This is a genomic window from Nonomuraea sp. NPDC005650, from assembly GCF_040605375.1.
GTDB lineage: Bacteria > Actinomycetota > Actinomycetes > Streptosporangiales > Streptosporangiaceae > Nonomuraea.
In genome coordinates this window covers 192,629-211,471 of sequence record NZ_JBEXCR010000008.1, presented here as the reverse complement: position 1 = coordinate 211,471, position 18,843 = coordinate 192,629, and the positions used below count along the sequence as shown (strand labels likewise).

Genomic DNA, 18,843 nt, shown 5'->3' with positions numbered 1-18,843 from the left:
AGCTCCTCCCGAGGAGAGTCGCATGACCATGCCCATCAGCCGGCGGGCCTTCGCCCTCGGGCTCGCCGCGGGCGCCGCCGCGGCCGCCCTGCCCTCCCCCGCGGCCGCCTCGTCGAACGCGGCCGAACCGTTCTTCGCCGAGGCCACCCTGTGGGACTCCGCCGTGGACCCGCTGGCCAGCTATCACGTGTACGGCCTCGCGGTCCTGCCCGACGACACGATCCTGGCCTGCACCGAAGGGCGGCACAAGGTGTGCGACGCCGGACCGCACGACCTGCTCGTCCGCCGCAGCACCGACAAGGGCCAGACGTGGACCCCGTCCGAGGCGGTGGAGCCGTCCGTCGACGGCCAGAGCTGGTCCAACCCGACCTTCGTGGTGGACCGCGAGACCGGTGAGGTGTTCCTCTTCCACGGGCTCTGCGAGCAGTTACCGGAGAACACCAGCTGCTCGGCCGACTCCAGCACGGTGTATGTCATCTCCAGCAAGGACGGCGGCGTCACCTGGAGCGAGCGGCGCAGCCTGGCCGGCCTCTTCGACCACTTCCCGTACAACTGGGCGATGCACGGCCCGGGGCCCGGTCACGGCATCCAGCTCGACTCGGGCCGGCTGCTCCTCACCGTCTCCCACCGCACCATCATCACCGGCGTCCCCACCACGGACCGCCACTACGGCGCCTCCACCGTCTACAGCGACGACCACGGCGTCACGTGGCAGGCCGGCGGCGAGGTGCCGATGGGCGACGGCTATCCCGTCGTCGGGGAGGCCAGGCTGGTGCAGCGCGCGGACGGCACGGTGGTGATGAACAGCCGGCCCGGCTCGGGCAACGACTGGCCACGGGACATCGCGGTCAGCCAGGACGGCGGCGTGACCTGGTCGCCGCCCAGGATGGACTTCAGCCCCTCGCTCTTCAACGGCGTCGACACGGGCCTCATCCGCTACACCGGCGGGCCGGGCAGCCGGGACGTCAACCGCGTGCTGTTCAGCCGGCCCGACTCGCCGATGCGCTGGAACATGACCGTCGCGGTGAGCTACGACGACGGCCACTCCTTCAGGTACAGCCGCTCGGTCAACCCGGGCCGGGGATACTACTCGGACCTGGCGTGCCTGTCCGACGGCACGATCGTGCTCCTCTACGGCTGCGACGGCGACCTCGACGGCAGTCCGCGGCGCGTGGCCGCCGCCCGGTTCAACCTGGAGTGGCTGACGCAGGGGCGCGACAGCCTGGCCACGGGTCCGAAGCTGACCGAGCGGGCGTACGACCTGGGCCGCCCGGCCGAGCGGGCCCGCCGCTCGGGCGGAACGGTGAGCGTGGTGAACGAGGCCACCGCGCGCGGCGGCGCCCGCGCCGTCTTCACCCCCGGCGCGGTCGGGGACTACATCGAGTACCCCTTCATCCTCGCCCCCGGCGGGCGGGACGAGCTGTGGCTGCGCTACTTCCGGTCCGGCGACGGGGGCCTCGTGACGGTGACCGTGGACGGGAAGGCGCCCCGCAACTCCACGCTGGATCTGACGGCGTTCCGCGCCGACGGCTACGACGTCGCCCTCCTGGGCCGGATGGCGTTGCGGCCCGGCCCGCACACCATCCGCTTCACGCTGGCCGGCGCCGGCCGGGGCGGCGGCACGGCCATCTCGCTCGACCAGCTGAGCGTCATCCGGGTGTCCGCCGCGCCGGACGTACGCGAGGAGGTCACCGTCGACAACGGCGGGCTCGGTTTCGAGACCACCGGCACCTGGCCGAGCAGCAGGGGCGTCAGCGGCTACTACGGGTTCAACTACCTGACGCACGCCAAGGGCACCGGCGCCAACACCGCGCGGTGGCGGCCGGCGCTCCCGGGCGACGACCGGTACGAGGTGCTCGTCGCCTACGCGGCCGACCCCAACCGGGCGACCGACGCCCCGTACGTCGTCCACCACGCCGCAGGCACGACCGCGGTGGCCGTCAACCAGCAGGTGCGCGGCGTGCCCGACCCCCGCATGGGCGAGTGGACGTCGCTGGGCACCTTCTCCTTCCGGGCCGGCCTCGAGGGATATGTCGAGCTCAGCGACGCGGCCAACGGTGTGGTCATCGCCGACGCCGTCCGGTTCCGCCGGCAGGCGCCCGCATGACGGCCGTTCCCAGCTCTGCCGCCGCGGTGGCCCTGCGCCCGCTGCCGGTCTCGGCCTGCCGGGTGGCCGGCGGGTTCTGGGCCGGGCGGCTGGCGGCCAACCGGGCCGCGATCCCGCTCGGCCATGAATGGCTGGTCGAGGCGGGCAACCTCGGCAATCTCCGGATCGCCGCGGGCGAGGCCACCGGCGCGGCCCAGGGGGCGAGCTTCCGCGACTCCGACGTCTACAAATGGCTGGAGGCGGTGGCCTGGGAGTGCGCGCGCAGCCCCGACGACGCGCTGCTGGACCGCCTGCGCACGCTCAGCCGTACGATCGCGGCGGCGCAATGCGCGGACGGCTACCTCAACTCCGCCATCCAGGTCCGCGGCGAGGAGCGGTACGAGCGGCTGTGGATGAGCCACGAGCACTACTGCGCCGGCCACCTGATGCAGGCGGCCGTGGCCGCGGCCCGGGCCACCGGCGAGACGGAGCTGCTGCGGGTCGCCACCCGGCTGGCCGACCATCTCGCCGGCACGTTCGGACCGGGCCTGCGAGAGGAAACAGACGGCCACCCCGTGGTGGAGATGGCGCTCGTCGAGCTGTATCGGGAGACCGGCGAGCGTCGGTACCTGGACCTGGCCCGTCACTTCGTCGAGGCCCGCGGGCACGGCCGGGCCGGCAAGCCGGGCTTCGATCCGTCGCACTACGGCGACCCCGCCCACTACTCCGACCGGGTGCCCGTGCGCGAGGCGGAGACGGTGGAGGGGCACGCCGTGCGCGCCGTCTACTTCGCCGCGGGCGCCACCGACGTCGCCATCGAGACCGGCGACACCGGGCTGCTGGACACGGTTCGCCGGCTGTACGACACGATGCGCCGCCAGAAGCAGCACATCACCGGCGCCGTCGGCTCGCGCTGGGACGGCGAGGCGTTCGGCGAGGCGTACGAGCTGCCGCCCGACCGGGCCTACGCGGAGACGTGCGCCGCGATCGGGGCGATGCAGTGGGCGTGGCGGCTGCTGCTGGCCACCGGCGAGTCCCTGTACGCCGACCAGATCGAGCTGCTGCTCTACAACGCGCTGCTGCCGGCGGTGTCGCTGGCCGAGGCGGACTACTTCTACGTCAACACGCTCCACCGCCGGACCGGCGCGCGGGGTGACGTGCAGCGCTCACCGGCGCACGGCCGCCGCCCGTGGTTCAACTGCGCCTGCTGCCCGCCCAACGTGATGCGTACGCTGGCCGGCCTCCCGGCGTACCTGGCGACCGGCACGCAAGACGGGCTCCAGGTGCACCTGTACGCGCAGAGCACGCTGACCTCCGGCGACCTCACGGTGGACGTCGACACCGAGTACCCGTGGGACGGCCTGGTCACGGTGACCGTGCGCGAGGCGCCCGCGCGGGAGGCCGAGCTGGCGCTGCGCGTACCGGACTGGGCGGAGGGGGCCACCGTGGACGACAAGCCGGTGCCGCCCGGCGGCTACGCCCGCCTCCGCCGGGTGTTCCGGCCCGGCGACCGGGTGCTGCTGCGGATGCCCATGCCCGCCCGGCTCATGGTGGCCGACGACCGGATCGACGCCACGCGGGGGTGCGTGGCCGTGACCCGGGGGCCGCTGGTCTACGCGATGGAACAGCCCGACCAACCGTCCGGCGTCGTCCTGGAGGACGTCCGCATCGACCCCGCCACCGCGCCGCGGCCCGAACACCGGCCGGACCTGCTCGGCGGCGTGGTCGTGCTGCGGGCCGGCGGCGCGCTCGCGCGGGGGCCCGCGGAGTCCCCCTACCGGCCCCATGGGCAGCCGGCTCCGCCGGCGAGCCCCGTGGACATCACGCTGATCCCCTACTACGCCTGGGCCAACCGCGGCCCGCACGCCATGCGGGTGTGGATCCCCCAGCTGACCGCCTGAAGGAGAAATGACGAATTACGCCGACATCCAGACCTCGCTCGCCCGGGGCTGGAACACCTGGGACACGCGCAGCGTGCTCACCCATGTCCGACTTCCCGACGCCCTGGGCCTGTCCCTCGGCCTGAAGGAGTACTACCGGGGCACGTCGCTGCGCGCCGCCCAGATCGGCCGCCGAACCGAGGGCGCGGAGACGGTCACCCTGGGCCGGCACGCCTACGACGGCGGCTACACCGAGACGACCGTGACGTGGGCGGGCGTCACGATCCGGGTGCAGACCGCGCACGCGGGCGACGACCTGGTCGTGCTGGTGACGCCCACGGCCAACCAGCACAGGAGCGCGCTGCTGACCGCCGGCGTCGCCTACCTGTGGAACCGGCCCGGCTCCGTCACCCGCGACGGAGACCGGATCACCGCCGACGGGCCCGGCGGAACCGTCCAGGTCTTCTGCACCGCCCCGCACGTCGACGACCCCTACGCCGACGTCGACGGGCCGTACCTGGCGATGGAGCTGACCGGAGCGGTCGGGATCAGCACCGGCCGCGCCCGCGAGCTGCCGGAGATCGCGGAGATCGTCGCCCGCGCCTCGGCCGGGATCGGCACGGCCGGCGCCGATCCCCTGGCGCAGCACCGCGAGATCGTCCGGGACGCCATCTCCTGGAACACGATCTACGACCCCGCGAAGTCCCGGGTGATCACGACGGTCAGCCGGCTCTGGAACGTCGGCAAGCGCGGCGGCTACGCCCTGTTCTGCTGGGACGCGTTCTTCAACGCGCTGCTGGCGGCCGTGTCGAGCAAGGAGCTCGCCTACGTCAACACCGTCGAGATGCTGCGGGCCCTGACGCCGGAGGGCTTCGTCCCCAACGTCGAGCAGGGCACCGGCCGCAAGACCTATGACGGGTCCCAGCCGCCGGTGGGCTCGCTGGTGACCCGGGAGCTCTATCGCAGGTTCGGCGACCGGTGGTTCCTGGAGGAGTGCTTCGCGCCGCTGCTGTCCTGGAACCGCTGGTGGTGGCGGGTGCGCCGGGACGGCGACCTGCTGTGCGCCGGCTCGACGTACTTCGACCCCGAGTTCCCCTCGCCGCAGGACATCCCGCGCATCCACCAGCATTTCGGCGCGACCTGCGAGACCGGCTGGGACGGGCACCCCGTCTTCGACGACGTGCCCTTCGACCAGGCCAAGAGCCTGCTCGCCGCCCACGACGTGGGGATGAACAGCCTGTACGCGGCCGACTGCGAGGCGCTCGCCGACCTCGCCGACGTCCTCGGCGAGCGGGCGGCCGCGGCGGAGCTGCGCGAGCGGCACGCGGCCGTCGTGGCGGCGATGGAGTCCCTGTGGGACGAGCCGAGCGGCATCTACCGCAGCAGGCGCACCGACACCGGGCTTCCGACCGAGCGGCTGTCCACGATGAGCTTCTATCCCCTGCTGGCCGGCGTCGGCGCGGGGGAACGGACCCGGCGCATGGTGTCCGGGCACCTGATGACCGACGACGGCTTCGGCGGCGAGTGGCTGCTGCCCACCTCGCCCCGCAGCGAGCCGATCGACGTCGGCGAGCACAGCTACTGGGAGGGACGGGCGTGGCCGCCCGTGAACTTCCTCGTCTACCTGGGGCTGCTGCGCGCCGGGGAACGGCCGGCGGCCGCGTGGCTGGCCGAGGGCAGCTCCCGGCTCGTGCTGAAGGAATGGAACCAGCACCGCCACGTGCACGAGAACTACTCCAGCAGCCACGGCGGCGCGTGCGACAAGCCGAACAGCGAGCCGTTCCAGACCTGGGGCGCGCTGCTGAGCCTCATCGTCCTCATGGAACGCGGCGAGGTCGACTTCTTCGAGAAAGGTGGTGCGGCGTGACCGGCGCCGAAGCCGACGTCCTGGTGGTCGGGGGCGGGATGGGCGGGGTCGCCGCGGCGCTGGCGGCGCTGCGGCGCGGCCGGACCGTCGTGCTGACCGAGGAGACCGACTGGCTGGGCGGGCAGCTCACCAGCCAGGGCGTGCCGCCGGACGAGCATCCGTGGATCGAGCAGTTCGGCGCGACCCGCTCCTACCGCAGGTTGCGCGGGGCGATCCGCGATCATTACCGCACGTGGTACCCGCTGACCCGGGAGTCGCGGGAGGCGCCCGACCTCAACCCCGGGCGCGGCACGGTCAGCAGGCTCTGCTGCGAGCCGCGGGTGGCCGCCGCGGTGCTGGCCGACCTGGTCGGCCCCTACCTCGCCGCCGGGCGGCTGACGATCCGCTACCTGCACCGGCCGGTGGCCGCCGACGTGGACGGCGACCGGGTGACCGGGGTGACCTTCGCGGGCCCGGACGGCGAGCCGTTCCACGTCCGCGCGGCGTACGTGCTCGACGCCACCGAGCTGGGCGACCTGCTGCCGCTGGCGGGGATCGAGCACGTCACCGGCTTCGAGTCGGCCGCGGAGACCGGCGAGCCCAGCGCCCCCGAGCAGGCCCAGCCGGCCAACATGCAGGCGTTCTCCTGGGTCTTCGCCGTCGAGCACCGCGCCGGCGAGGACCACACCGTCGACCGGCCCAAGGACTACGCCTTCTGGCGCGACTACCGGCCGCCGTTCTGGCCGGACCGGCTGCTCAGCCTCGTCGCGCCCGACCCGCGCACGCTGGAGCCGAAGCCGCGCACGTTCGTGCCGCACGGCTCGTCGGGGCCGGTCGTCGCCGACCAGAGCCGCGACCCGGGCGACACGGACCTGTGGGTGTTCCGGCGCATCCTGTGCCGCGAGGTGTTCGAGCCCGGCTTCGCGGTCAGCGACGTCGTCATCGTCAACTGGCCGCAGATCGACTACCTTCCCGGGCCGCTGATCGGCGTCACCGAGGACGAGCGGGCCCGGCACCTCCAGGGCGCCAGGGACCAGGCGCTCAGCATGCTCTACTGGCTGCAGACCGAGGCGCCCCGGCCCGACGGCGGCACCGGCTGGTCCGGGCTGCGGCTGCGCCCCGACGTCATGGGCACCGCCGACGGCCTGGCCAAGAGCCCCTACATCCGCGAGTCGCGGCGCATCCGCGCCCGCCGCACGGTCGTGGAGCACGACCTGTCGCTGGCGGTGCGCGGCGAGCGCGGCGCGGTCGCCTACCACGACACCGTGGGCGTCGGGATGTACCGCATCGACCTGCACCCCTCCACCGGCGGCGACAACTACATAGACGTGGCGAGCTGCCCGTTCCAGATCCCCCTGGGCGCGCTGCTGCCGGTACGCGCGCGCAACGTGCTGGCCGCAGGGAAGAATCTCGGCACCACTCACATCACCAACGGCTGCTACCGCCTGCACCCGGTGGAGTGGAACGTCGGCGAGGCGGCCGGCGCGCTGGCGGCGCACTGCCTGCAGAATCGGCTCGAACCGGCGCAGGTCCACGAGGATCCCGCCGCGCTCGAACGGTTCCAGGCCGAGCTGGTCGCCGACGGTTTCGAGCTGGCCTGGCCCCAGGTGCGGGGGTACTGACTCCGTGGGATTATTTGTCCGGACTTATACCCTTACGCGGCTGTTCATGGCCCAGTTAGTGTGAGCCGGTGTGATCACCAGGTGTCAACTCCCCGCTCGTGGCTCGCCGCCGCGATCATCGGCATGGTGCTCGGCACGGCCGTCGCCGTCCCGGCGGCCGCGGCCCACGCCCGCTGATCGGGCAACTTCCACAGCGTCTTGAATTCTCTGTGGTTCCCTGAAGGGATCAGGCAACTCGGGCGGGCGTGGCCTGGCCTGGCTGCTCCCGTGCTCAGTGAGTGTGAGTACTGGGGTGGCTTGGGCGTGGTGGAAGCCGGTCCGGTGGTGAGAATTCCTGACATGCCCTGTCCGGTTCGGCTGGTGCCGTCCCGGCTGGGGTGCATGGCCCGCCGGACGCTGTCCACTCCCCTGAGGGGAGGGGGCGGGCACCGTGCGCCGGTCAGGCACACGGCTGGAGGTCATCACATTGTTCTTCGTGTTCTTCGCGGCGCGGGTCGGCCGTTTCGGGGTGGGGCCGCTCTTGGATCGGTCCCGTGCTGCCGGTCGGGGGTGCAGGTCGGTCCGGGTGCGGCGGGCGCGCCGGGCCGCCCTGGTCGCCTTGCGGGGTCGGCGGGCGCGGACCACGTTGCCCTCCACCGCCTTGCCGATGGTGCGGGTGCCGGTGGTGCGGTGAGTGCGGGTGGCGTGCTGGCCAAGCAGGCCGCGCGCGACAATCCGCTCGGCCGCGGTCTGATCCCGATCACACGACAGACCGCAGCCCGGACACCAGGCCCACGCCCAGCCCCGCTCGGCGAGCCGGTCCGGGGCCGGGCAATGCCGAAGCACCGACGTGCCTTGGCCGCAGCGAGGGCAGTACTTGGAGGTGCCACGGGCCGGGACGGTGACCACGGCGATGGTGTGCTTGGCCGCCAGGTGCCGGATCGCCTCGGCGATCTGCCCGCGTACCTGCCCCGACAGGCGCGCGTTCGCGCCCCCTCGCCGTCCGCGTGCTTCCAAGGTTGCCAGGTCTTCCAGGTAGATAACCGTCGTCCCGGTCGCGACGGCCTGGTCGACCGCCCAGCGCGCGGCCGACCAAGCCAGTGCGTGATTCAGGTTGCGGATGCGCGCGCACACGCGCTCGTGTTCGACCCCGAGCACCTTGCAGGCCGCGGCCAGTTGCGTGCAGCGGGGATCGGCGGGCGTGATCCCGGCCACCAGCGTTTCCTGGTGCTGGCGTTTGGCGGCGAGGTGTTCACGCTTGGCCCGCAGGCGGTGCAGTTTGGCGGAGATGCCGGTGGCGTCGTAGGTCAGCGGACGTCCATCGGAGATGATGCGGCCGTCGGCCAGTCGCGCGGCGGTGCCGGTCAGCAGCGTGTTGAGGCCCCAGTCGAAGCCGCATGCGGTCAGGTGGCCTGTGGCGGGCGCGAAGTCGATCGGGGTCTGGAACGGCAGATCGACGCGCACCCGGCCGTTTTTAACCCACAGGGTGGGGGCACACAGCTTGGCCTCCGGCCCGACGGTCGGTGGCAAGGCGATCGACAGCACGTGCCAGGCCCAGTCCCTGCGGCAGGCAGGAGCTTCGACCAGGGGAAGCCGCACCCGCAGGCGGGCACTGCGCTGGCCGGTGCGCTCCAGGGTGACCAGTTGCCGGTCGGCCGCCGCCAGTACGATCTGCGCCGCAACGCCCGGCGGCTCCTCCAACTCGGTCAGATCACCCGGCAACACGCCGCCGTGCTCGTCGCGGTAGGCGCGGATCTGCCGGGTCCGATTGCGGACCTCCGCCGCCATCACCCCGTCCGGCAGCACTGCGCGCAGCGCCACCCACTCGGCGGGGGTACGGGCGCGCGGGTTGCGCGGCCAGGTCGCCACGATCGCCGCCATCAGACGACGCCGGTGCAACGTGAACCGCATGGCACGGGCGGCCTGCTCCTGCGCACACCGCAGCACTCGATCGCAGGCGTACACGCCTGGCTCCGGGCTCACGCCCCAGCCGAGTCGGCGCAGGGCCATCCACCCCTTTGACGGCAACGCCCGCCCGTCCAGGCCGACCCCGGAGGCGAGCACGTCCAGATCAGCCGTATTCCACCGGGCGGTGACCAGTCGGACGGCCAGGTCGGTCACCAGACTGGCCATCCGGGCGATCCGCCGCACCAGCAGGGCGTGACAGACGCTCTCGCCGGTCTTTTCCACCGTGGCGCAGTAGGCGGTGCAGGTCGCGGTCGCGGTGAGCTTGCTCATGCACCACCCCTCGCCCGGAGATGGCATCGATGCGTGTGCCTCTCGCCCTGCATCCCGCCCACCTCCTCGACGATGTGTGACCGTAAAACTACCAGCAGTTTGCATGCTCGGGTAGAATATTTGAGCGATACGCGCCCACCGAACACCGTCCGCCCGCATCTTCGCCATTCCGGGCCCGGCTGGTGCGACACCGTTCGCCTTCTCGCACCGTCAGGTCCTCCTGCCTGGCCGTGCCGGATACGGGCACCGGAGCGACCTTGACCCGCTCCCGGATCAAGGGGCCACAACACCGCTGAAGGTGACCGGCTGGGCGAGCACGTCACCGCACTTCGGCGAGGAGGCGGCGATCACGGCCGACACCCGCTACAACGTCAACGGCACCGCCGACGGCCGCAAGGTGAGCATCTGGCGGGTGTCCGTGCCGGTGGACGCGGCCCGTGAGACGGTCTCGTTCACCAGCCCCGCGGTGCCCAACGTCAAGGTCCTCGCCCTCACGACCCGCACGTGACCGGTCGCGGTGCCCGGCCCGGCCGGGCACCGCGACCCTGCCGTGCTCACGTCTGGGCCGTGGTGAAGGCGGCGCGGTCGGGGTCCGGCAGCCACTGGCGGCCCGGGTCGAACGGCCGGTATTCGTCCATGACGTACCGGACGAGCCGGGCCAGCACCGGATGGTGGCTGTGCCGGTGGAAGAGGAGCGAGCACGGGTACACGGGGACGGGGTCGACGACCGGGATCTGGACGGTGCGCGGATGCCAGGGCATCCGGAGCCACTCGCCCACGAACCCGACGCGTTCGCCGGAGCCGATCTGCTCCGCGAAATACTCCCAGCCGAAGTCCGGCCCCGTGGTGTCGATCGGGATGTCGAACGCGGCGCTCATGAGGCGGTAGAACTCGGCCCACTCGCTGTCCGGGGCGTTGCCGGGCATCCACACGGTCGACCCGGACAGGCGTGCCACCTCCACCTCCCGCAGGCCGGCAAAGGGATGGTCGCGGCTGACCAGCAGATGCACGGGTTCGAGATAGGCGGGCACGTGCCGGAGGTCCTCCTCCGGCGTCCCGCCGACGCGGACGAAGGCGGCGTCGACGGCCCCCCGGGCGAGCGCGCCGCGTGCCGACCTGAGCCCGTTCGAGGTGATGATCTCGACGTCCACGTCCTCGACCGTCTCGTGGAAGGTGCGGACCAGGTCACTGGACCACAGCCGGGTGTCCAGGACGTCGACCCGGAGCGAGCGCCGCCGGCCGCGCAGCACCTCCCGTGCCTGGTCGGCGATGCCTACGAGGGCGCGGGCGTGGTGCAGGAACGCCTTGCCGTCCTCGGTGAGGTCGGCCCCCGTGCGGGTGCGGGAGAACAGCCGCGCGCCCAGGTCGGACTCGAGCCTCGCGATCCGCTTGGAGACGGCCTGCTGGCTGATGCCCAGCCTGGCGGCGGCCTCGCTGAAGTAGCGGTCCTCGGTGACGGCGACGAAGGCGCGGACGGCCGCGAGGTCCAGGTCGGTCGCCGGTTCCTGGACAACCGATGGTTGTGGCTCGTCGGTGTGTCGGTTGTTGGACAACCGGGCCTGCTCTCGGGTCGAATGCTCGGGTTCGCGGCTGAGCCTACAACCAGGGGGCGTGGATTCGGTGGGATCTTTCGTGCATCTCCACGTGCACACGGAGTACAGCATGCTCGACGGCGCCGCCAAGGTCGGGCTGCTGATGGATGAGGTCTCCCGGCAGGGGATGCCCGCGGTGGCGATGAGCGACCACGGCAACGTGCACGGGGCGTACGAGTTCTATCAGGCGGCGCGGAAGGCGGGGGTCAAGCCGATCATCGGCATCGAGAGCTACGTCGCCCCGCTCTCGCGGCATCACCGGCGGGCGGTGTACTACAGCGACAACCTCGCGCTGCGCCGCTCCAACGACGAGACCGGCGAGGGCGGCGACGTCTCCGGGCGCGGCCTCTACACGCACATGACGATGTGGGCGGCCGGCGCGCAGGGGCTGCGGAACCTGTTCCGGCTGCAGTCGCGGGCCTGGCTGGAAGGCCATGTCCAGAAATATCCGCGTATGGATGATGAGCTGCTCGCCGAGTACGGCCAGGGCATCATCGCCACGACCGGCTGCCCGTCCGGCGAGGTGCAGACCCGGCTGCGACTCGGCCAGTACGCCGAGGCCGTCGAGGCCGCGGCCCGCTACCGCGACATCTTCGGCAGGGACAACTACTTCCTGGAGCTGATGGACCACGGCCTGGCCATCGAGCGCCGGGTCCGCGAGGAGCTGCTCAGGCTCGGCAAGGAGCTCGGCCTGCCGCCCCTGGCCACCAACGACTCGCACTACGTCACCGAGGGCCAGGCCCCGGCGCACGACGCGCTGCTGTGCGTGGGCACCGGCAAGCGGCTGGCCGACGCCGAGCGGTTCCGGTTCAGCGGCAGCGGCTACTACGTCAAGTCCGCCGCGGAGATGCGCGCGCTGTGGGACGCCGAGGTGCCGGGCGCCTGCGACAACACGCTCCTGATCGCCGAGCGGGTCGGCGACTACGGCGAGGTGTTCGCCCACCGGGACCTGACGCCGCGCTTCCCCGTGCCCGAGGGCGAGAGCGAGTCGAGCTGGCTGCGCAGGGAGACCCTCGAAGGCGCCCGCCGCCGCTACGGCGGCGAGCCGTCGCAGGAGGTGCTCGACCGCATCGACTACGAGCTGTCGGTCATCGGCGCCATGGGCTTTCCCGGGTACTTCCTGGTGGTGGCCGACATCTGCCGGCACGCCCGCGAGCGCGGCATCGGCCTGGGCCCCGGCCGCGGCTCGGCGACCGGGTCGATCGTCGCGTACTGCACGGGGATCACCCAGCTCGACCCGATCGAGCACAAACTGATCTTCGAACGCTTCCTCAACCCCGAGCGCATCTCCATGCCGGACGTCGACCTCGACTTCGACGACCGGCGGCGCGACGAGATGATCGACTACGTCACCCGCAGGTACGGCGAGGACCGCGTCTGCCAGATCGTCACCTTCGGCACCATCAAGGCCAAGGCCGCCGTCAAGGACTCCTGCCGCGTGCTGGGCCTGCCGTACGCGCTGGGCGACCGCATCACCAAGGCGTTCCCCGCGGCGGTCGGCGGCAAGGAGATCCCGCTGGCGGCCGTCCACGACAAGGGCCATCCGCGCCACGGTGAGGCGGCCGAGCTGCGCCAGATGTACGAGCAGGACCCCGACGTCAAACGGGTGCTCGACACCGCGGCCGGCATCGAGGGCCTCACCCGCGGCACCGGCATCCACGCCGCGGGCGTGATCCTGTCCAGCGAGCCTCTGATCGACGTGATCCCGCTGGTCAAGCCCAAGGCCGACGGCCCGATCGTGACCGGCTTCCCCTTCACCCAGGCCGAGGACATGGGCCTGCTGAAGATGGACTTCCTCGGCCTGCGCAACCTCACCGTGATCGGCGACGCGATCGCCAACGTCCGCGCCAACAAGGGCGTCGACATCGACATCCTGGACATCCCGCTCGACGACGCCACCACGTACCGGCTGCTGGCGCGCGGCGACACGCTCGGGGTCTTCCAGCTGGACGGCGGCGGCATGCGGGTCCTGCTGAAGCTCATGCAGCCCACCACGTTCACCGACATCGCCGCGGTGAACGCGCTGTACCGGCCCGGACCGATGGAGATGAACGCCCACACCAACTACGCCCTGCGCAAGACCGGCAAGCAGCCGGTCGAGGCGATCCACCCCGAGCTGGCGGAGGTGCTGGAGCCCATCCTGGGCGACACCTACCACCTGGTCGTCTTCCAGGAGCAGGTCATGGCCATCGCCCAGCAGCTGGCCGGCTACTCCCTGGGCGCGGCCGACATGCTGCGCCGGGCCATGGGCAAGAAGAAGAAAGAGGTCCTGGACGCCGAATGGGACCGCTTCCGCGCCGGCATGAGCGAGCGCGGCTTCTCCGCCGAGGCGATCAAGGCCGTCTGGGACGTCCTCGTCCCCTTCAGCGGCTACGGCTTCAACAAGTCCCACACCGCCGGGTACGGCCTGGTCTCCTACTGGACCGCCTACCTCAAGGCCAACCACCCCCAGGAGTACCTCGCCGCGCTGCTCACCTCCGTCGGCGACGACAAGGACAAGATGGCCGTCTACCTGTCGGACTGCCGCCGCCTCGGCATCAAGGTGCTGCCCCCGGACGTCAACGCCAGCCGGCTCGACTTCGCCGCCGTCGGGTCCGACATCCGCTTCGGGCTCGGCGCCGTACGCAACGTCGGAGCCGGCGTCGTGGACGCCGTCGTCGCCGCCCGGGAGGCCCGGGGCCACTACACCGACTTCAACGACTTCCTCTCCAAGGTCCCGTCCGCCGTCTGCAACAAGCGCGTCATCGAGTCGCTGGCCAAGGCCGGCGCGTTCGACAGCCTGGGGCACCAACGCAAGGCCCTGGTCGCGGTCCACGAGCAGGCCGTGGACGCGATCATCGACGTGAAGCGGAACGAGGCCCGCGGCCAGGACTCGCTGTTCGGGGAGCCGAGCCAGAGCGACGCCTTCTCGATCGCGATCCCCGAGGGCGAATGGGACAGCGTGACCCTGCTGGCCTTCGAGCGCGAGATGCTCGGCCTGTACGTCTCCAGCCACCCCCTCGACGGCGCCGAACGCGTCCTGGACGCCAACCGCGACACCACCGTCGCCGACCTGCTGGCCTCCGGGCGGCAGGACGGGGCGGTCCGGATCAGCGGCATCGTCTCCGGCCTGCAGCGCAAGGTCACCAAGCAGGGCAGCCCGTGGGCGATCGTCACCCTGGAGGACCACGACGCCGCCGTGGAGGTCCTCGTCTTCCCCAAGACCTACACCCTGTACGGCGAGACGCTGGCCCAGGACCGCGTGATCTCCGTGCGGGGCCGGATCAACGTGCGCGACGAGACGATGAGCGTGTACGGCGAGGAGATCGCCCTCCTCGACGTCTCCCGGGCGGACACCGAGCCTCCCGTGGTGATCTCGATCCAGGAGACCCAGCTGAGCCCGCGGCTCGTCCAGGAGTTCAAGCACATCCTGACCACCCATCCGGGGCGCGCGCCCGTACACGTGCGCCTGCACCGCCCCGGCGCCAGGAGCGTGCTGCTGGACCTGCGGCCGTTCCGGGTCACCGCGGAGCCGGCGCTCTACGGCGACGTCAAGGCCCTGCTCGGCGCGGACGCGATCGGCGGAGCATGACCGGCGGCCGGATCTGCCCCCGGTGCCGCGCCGGCGACGTCCTCGCCGTCCTGCGCCTGCCCCACACCTGGACGAACGCGTCGGGGCACGAGGTCAGGGGCGTCAGCGAGGTCCTGTTGTGCGCCCGCTGCGACGCCGGCGATCCCGCCGCCGGGCCGGTCGTCACGTACTTCGCCGTGCACGGATCCGTCCGGCCGGAGCACGCGGACCGGCTCGCGCGGGCGCTGCGCCACTGGATCGACCGGGCACGACCGCCGCGGCCGGACGAGGACGCGCTGAGGGCCGAGACCGAGGCCTGGCGCCGCGGCGAGCTCTAGTCAGGCGCCGGCGGCGGCGTACTGCGCCACGCCCTCGCCGAACGACCAGTCGAGCAGCGTGTTCTCGGTGATCGTGACGAACACGTTCCGCGGCTCGGTGCCCGCGTACTCCTCGGCGAGCTCGGCGATCCTGCGGTAGAGGGCCTGCTTCTGGTCGGCGGTGCGTCCCGCGCGCATGGTGACGGCCACGAACACGAGGTCGTCGTCCCGGTGGATGCCGAGGTAGCCGTCGTCGTAGCGGAACGTGCCCCGCGTGCCGTCATGGCTGGTGAGCACCTGGAACAGGTCGTCCTGCGGGATGCCGATGGCCTCGACCAGGGCGTCGTGCACGGCCCGGCCCAGGGCCTCCAGCCGCTGCCGGTCAGCACGGAGCGCGTCAATACGAACAAAGGGCATTGGTTCCTTCTTTCACAGCGATTCGATCAGTGGCTGGTCACCGGTGAGCAGGTAACTGGCGACGAAGGTGGCAGGCTCGGTGGCGGAGAGGTTGTCGAAGCGGCGGACGGTCGCGCCCGCGGGCTCGAAGAAGGCGCTCCCCGCCCGGAGCTCCAGCGCGGGGTGGCCGTCGAGCTCGTACACGATCCGGCCGCCGGTGACGTAGCCGGCGACGCCGCCGGGGTGGGTGTGCGGGCCGCTCGCCGCCCCCGGCGGCAGGGTGACCCGGTGGGTCTCCACCCGGTCGATCCGCCCGGGCCGGCCGGTCAGGTCGCCGGTGACCAGGTGCTCGCGGCCGATGTTCATGCGGGTGCTCCCTTCGTGCCGTTCAGCGGACGTGCCCGGCGAGCAGGCCGAGCGCGCCGTCCACGGCCTGCGCGTACACCTCGGCGTCAGCGGCGGCGCGGGCGAGCACGTATCCGCCCTGCAGCACCGCGACGAGCGCGGTGGCGGTGGCGGCCGGGTCGGGCCCGGCCCCGAGCTCACCGGCCGCCCGCGCTTCCGCGAGGACGGCGGCGAGCCTGGTCCGCAGCCAGGAGAAGGTCTCCTCGACCGGACGGCGCAGCTCGGGATCGTCCATCACGTCCGGGTCCTGCGTCAGGCGGCCGACCGGGCAGCCCCGCAGCGCGTCGCGCTCCCGGCGCAGGTAGACGGTGATCCGCTGGACCGGGCCGCCCGGCCCGGACAGCTCCGCCTCCGCGCGGGCGCGCATCTCCTCGGCGCTGCGGGCGATCGCGGCCAGCGCCAGGTCGGGCTTGCCGCGGAAATGGTGGTACATGCTGCCCTGGCCCGCCCCGGACCGCTGCTGGATCGCCTTCGGCGAGGTGCCCACGTATCCGCGCTCCCACAGCAGCTCGCGGGTGCTCTCGATCAGCTTTTCCCTCATGTCCACGTCATGAGCGTACATACTAGTAGGTACAGAAGGCAACTACACCGTGACGACGATCTTGCCGAACCGGGTGTTCGACTCCATGTGCCGGTGCGCCTCCACGATCTCCTCCAGCGGAAACAGGCGATCCACCACCGCGCGGAAGGCCCCGCCGCGCAGCCCCGAGGCGACGAACGCCGTGGCGCGGCGCATCCGCAGGGGATCTCTGGTGATCTCGTGCACCGTGTACGTGCGCAGGTTCAGCGCCGGCATGCCCAGCTCGAACCCCGGATAGGGCGTCGGCTGCCCGCTCTGCGCGCCCCACAGGAACAGCGTCCCACCGGCCGCCACGGCTCCGGCCAGCTCCGTCACGCCCGGCCCGGCGACGGCGTCGAAGACGTACTCCGCGCCCCGCCCGCCGGTCAGCGCCAGGATGCGGCCCGCCACGTCCTCCTCGTCCGAGACGATCACCTCGGCGGCGCCCTCCTCGATCAGCCGCGACCTCTTGGCACGGGTCCGGGTGACGGCGATCGGCGTGGCGCCCACGCGACCGGCCGTGTGGATCGCGGCCAGGCCGACGCTGCTGGAGGCCGCGTTCACCACCACCACGTCGCCCGCCCGCATCCCGCCGACCTCCACCATCGCGCCGTAGGCCGTCAGGTACGGCATCCACACCGCGGCGCCGGACACCGCGTCCACCCCGTCGGGGCGCGGCACGAGCGCGCTCGCCGGCGCGATCGCCCGTTCGGCGTACATGCCGTAGTCGTTGTACGAGAAGCTCGGCACGACGCTGACCGCCTGGCCCTCCTCGAACCCGGCCACCTCGGGACCGACCGCCTCGATCACACCGGCGGCCTCGGAGCCGAGCCCGGCCGGAAACCGCTCGATCGACTCGATGTACCGGCCGCTCCGGAACAGCGCCTCCGCCCGGTTGATCCCGATCGCGTCCACCCGGATCCGCACCTCGCCCGGCCCCGGCTCGCCCGGCTCCACCTCCTCCAGCCGCATCACCTCGGGCCCGCCGACCTCGTGAAACCGCACAGCCCTGGCCATGACACCGTCCTCGTCTCGCTGCGAACGCGGCCCACTGTAGAGAGAAGTACGATGAGCGTCAAACTTCGATGAATGTCGTACCATTGGCTCATGGCACGTACACCGCCGCACCCCGAGGTGTCGCAGTTCGGCCTCCAGCAGGTGCTGGAGGCCCTCGTCGATCCGGTACGCCGGAGCATCGTCACGCAGCTCGACGCGTCCGGCGAGGACATCAAGTGCGGCGACTTCGACATACCGGTCAGCAAGTCCACCGCCACCCACCACTTCAACGTGCTGCGCGAGGCGGGCCTGATCCGGCAGTACTACGTCGGGACCTCGCGGATGAACACCCTGCGCCGGGCGGACATGGACGAGGCGTTCCCCGGGCTGCTCGACGCCCTCACCACCTCGCGGGCCCGCGCGACCCCGCCTCCCTCGGGGTAGCACGCCGCGGCCGGTGGCGAGAGGCCCGTTCAGAAGCCGATGCGCTCCAGCGCCCCCGCGACGGGTGCGAGCGCCTTCCCCAGGGCGGCGCCCAGCTCGGCGATCGCCTCGGGCGGCAGTTCGAGGCGGACCTCGAAGGTGGTCTCCGTCCCCAGCGCGTCGGCGGCCTCCCCGGTCAGCTCGAACCGGAGCGCCGCGCCGTCCAGGGTGATCGAGCGCACTCCCTCATCGGTGTCGCGCAGGCCGTGCCGCGCGACCCGGTAGGCCTCCTCGTAGCCGATCACGACGAGTTGCTCGGCCTCGCGATCGTCGACCTGTTCCACCAGGTAGACCAGGTGCCGGTTGTGCTTGTCCCTCGTGCCGAAGTCGCGGCAGGCCATGGTCGTGGCCGGGAGGTAGGCGAGCTCCCCGTGGTGCGGCGGTGGAGGCGGGGGGCGGTCGCCGAGGTTGCGGTCCCACCTCTCGCGGCGGTCGCCCCACGGGGTGGGCAGGCCGATGGGCGCGGCGGTCGGCAGCGCGCTCAGCAGCCACCCGGGCGGCTCCGCGCGGGGGAACGTGGTCAGCTCCGCCAGCGCCGCCGACGGGGGCACGTCCTCGAACGGCGGCGCGGCGGAGTCGACGCTGCCGGTGTAGCCCCGGCTGCCGGCCGAGAACGCCAGCTCGCAGGTGAACCAGGTGCCGGCGTCGGCCTCGTAGGAGAGCTCGCGCAGGCGCTGGAACGGCTCGTCCATCCCCTCGGCGGCGATCTCGCGGCCGTCGCGGGTGACCGTGGTCACCGCGTGCGGGCCGACCTGGGCACGGCGCACGGCCAGCCGCGTCCAGCCCGGCTCGGCGGCGGCGCGGGCGAGGTCGCCGATCGCCATCCGCATGGCGTGACCCTCGTCGTGCCGGGAGCGCCAGTATCTGTTCTTACGGGACCGTCTGGCCGCCATG

The 18,843-nt window shown here is 72.2% G+C and carries 15 protein-coding genes; 8 read left to right on the top strand and 7 right to left on the bottom strand.

Annotation, left to right across the window (positions count from 1 at the left end):
* The first annotated feature begins 22 nt into the window (after window positions 1–22).
* The 4 genes from ABZS69_RS16195 to ABZS69_RS16180 are packed head-to-tail and all read left to right on the top strand — an operon-like array spanning window position 23 to window position 7,434.
* Window positions 23–2,107, top strand: coding sequence for an exo-alpha-sialidase (locus tag ABZS69_RS16195; protein WP_355372170.1), 2,085 nt, complete (start codon window positions 23–25; stop codon window positions 2,105–2,107).
* Window positions 2,104–3,987 (top strand): beta-L-arabinofuranosidase domain-containing protein, encoded by a 1,884-nt coding sequence (locus ABZS69_RS16190; protein ID WP_355372168.1) that lies wholly within the window; start codon window positions 2,104–2,106, stop codon window positions 3,985–3,987. The genes ABZS69_RS16195 and ABZS69_RS16190 overlap by 4 nt, the downstream gene beginning before the upstream one ends.
* A gap of 7 nt (window positions 3,988–3,994) precedes the next feature.
* Window positions 3,995–5,833, top strand: a complete 1,839-nt coding sequence (locus ABZS69_RS16185) for a trehalase family glycosidase (protein ID WP_355372165.1) — start codon at window positions 3,995–3,997, stop codon at window positions 5,831–5,833.
* Complete coding sequence (locus ABZS69_RS16180) at window positions 5,830–7,434, top strand: FAD-dependent oxidoreductase (protein ID WP_355372163.1); 1,605 nt, start codon at window positions 5,830–5,832, stop codon at window positions 7,432–7,434. Before ABZS69_RS16185 ends, ABZS69_RS16180 begins: the two co-directional genes overlap by 4 nt.
* An 84-nt stretch (window positions 7,435–7,518) precedes the next feature.
* Here the strand turns inward: ABZS69_RS16180 and ABZS69_RS16175 are convergent, their stop codons facing one another.
* Complete coding sequence (locus ABZS69_RS16175; RefSeq protein ID WP_355372160.1) at window positions 7,519–9,651, bottom strand: transposase; 2,133 nt, start codon at window positions 9,649–9,651, stop codon at window positions 7,519–7,521.
* A 298-nt stretch (window positions 9,652–9,949) separates the two neighbouring features.
* Here ABZS69_RS16175 and ABZS69_RS16170 point away from each other — a divergent pair, with 298 nt between their 5' ends.
* Complete coding sequence (locus tag ABZS69_RS16170) at window positions 9,950–10,159, top strand: hypothetical protein (RefSeq protein WP_355372157.1); 210 nt, start codon at window positions 9,950–9,952, stop codon at window positions 10,157–10,159.
* Between the two features lie 46 nt (window positions 10,160–10,205).
* Here ABZS69_RS16170 and ABZS69_RS16165 read toward each other — a convergent pair whose 3' ends face one another.
* Window positions 10,206–11,204, bottom strand: a complete 999-nt coding sequence (locus tag ABZS69_RS16165; protein WP_355372154.1) for a LysR family transcriptional regulator — start codon at window positions 11,202–11,204, stop codon at window positions 10,206–10,208.
* 79 nt (window positions 11,205–11,283) lie between these two features.
* On the opposite strand from ABZS69_RS16165, the gene dnaE reads away from it, so the two are divergent.
* Both dnaE and ABZS69_RS16155 read left to right on the top strand, forming a co-directional pair.
* Window positions 11,284–14,814, top strand: a complete 3,531-nt coding sequence (gene dnaE / locus ABZS69_RS16160; protein ID WP_355372152.1) for a DNA polymerase III subunit alpha — start codon at window positions 11,284–11,286, stop codon at window positions 14,812–14,814.
* Window positions 14,811–15,131, top strand: coding sequence for a DUF6300 family protein (locus tag ABZS69_RS16155; protein WP_355372149.1), 321 nt, complete (start codon window positions 14,811–14,813; stop codon window positions 15,129–15,131). Before dnaE ends, ABZS69_RS16155 begins: the two co-directional genes overlap by 4 nt.
* Here ABZS69_RS16155 and ABZS69_RS16150 read toward each other — a convergent pair whose 3' ends face one another.
* From ABZS69_RS16150 to ABZS69_RS16135, 4 genes are read right to left on the bottom strand one after another with little or no spacing between them, the layout of a single operon-like run.
* Complete coding sequence (locus ABZS69_RS16150) at window positions 15,132–15,527, bottom strand: tautomerase family protein (protein WP_355372146.1); 396 nt, start codon at window positions 15,525–15,527, stop codon at window positions 15,132–15,134.
* 12 nt (window positions 15,528–15,539) lie between these two features.
* Window positions 15,540–15,872 carry a cupin domain-containing protein gene (locus ABZS69_RS16145; protein ID WP_355372143.1) on the bottom strand — a complete coding sequence of 111 codons (333 nt, stop codon included), beginning with the start codon at window positions 15,870–15,872 and terminating at the stop codon, window positions 15,540–15,542.
* 22 nt (window positions 15,873–15,894) lie between these two features.
* Window positions 15,895–16,452 carry a helix-turn-helix domain-containing protein gene (locus ABZS69_RS16140; protein WP_355372519.1) on the bottom strand — a complete coding sequence of 186 codons (558 nt, stop codon included), beginning with the start codon at window positions 16,450–16,452 and terminating at the stop codon, window positions 15,895–15,897.
* Window positions 16,453–16,494: 42 nt separating this feature from the next.
* Complete coding sequence (locus ABZS69_RS16135) at window positions 16,495–17,487, bottom strand: zinc-dependent alcohol dehydrogenase family protein (RefSeq protein WP_355372141.1); 993 nt, start codon at window positions 17,485–17,487, stop codon at window positions 16,495–16,497.
* A 90-nt stretch (window positions 17,488–17,577) separates the two neighbouring features.
* On the opposite strand from ABZS69_RS16135, the gene ABZS69_RS16130 reads away from it, so the two are divergent.
* Window positions 17,578–17,910: a helix-turn-helix transcriptional regulator gene (locus ABZS69_RS16130; protein ID WP_355372139.1), complete on the top strand. Its 333-nt coding sequence runs from the start codon at window positions 17,578–17,580 to the stop codon at window positions 17,908–17,910.
* A 29-nt stretch (window positions 17,911–17,939) separates the two neighbouring features.
* Here ABZS69_RS16130 and ABZS69_RS16125 read toward each other — a convergent pair whose 3' ends face one another.
* On the bottom strand, window positions 17,940–18,842 hold the full coding sequence (locus ABZS69_RS16125; RefSeq protein ID WP_355372136.1) for a hypothetical protein: 903 nt from the start codon (window positions 18,840–18,842) through the stop codon (window positions 17,940–17,942).
* Window position 18,843: the final 1 nt, after the last annotated feature.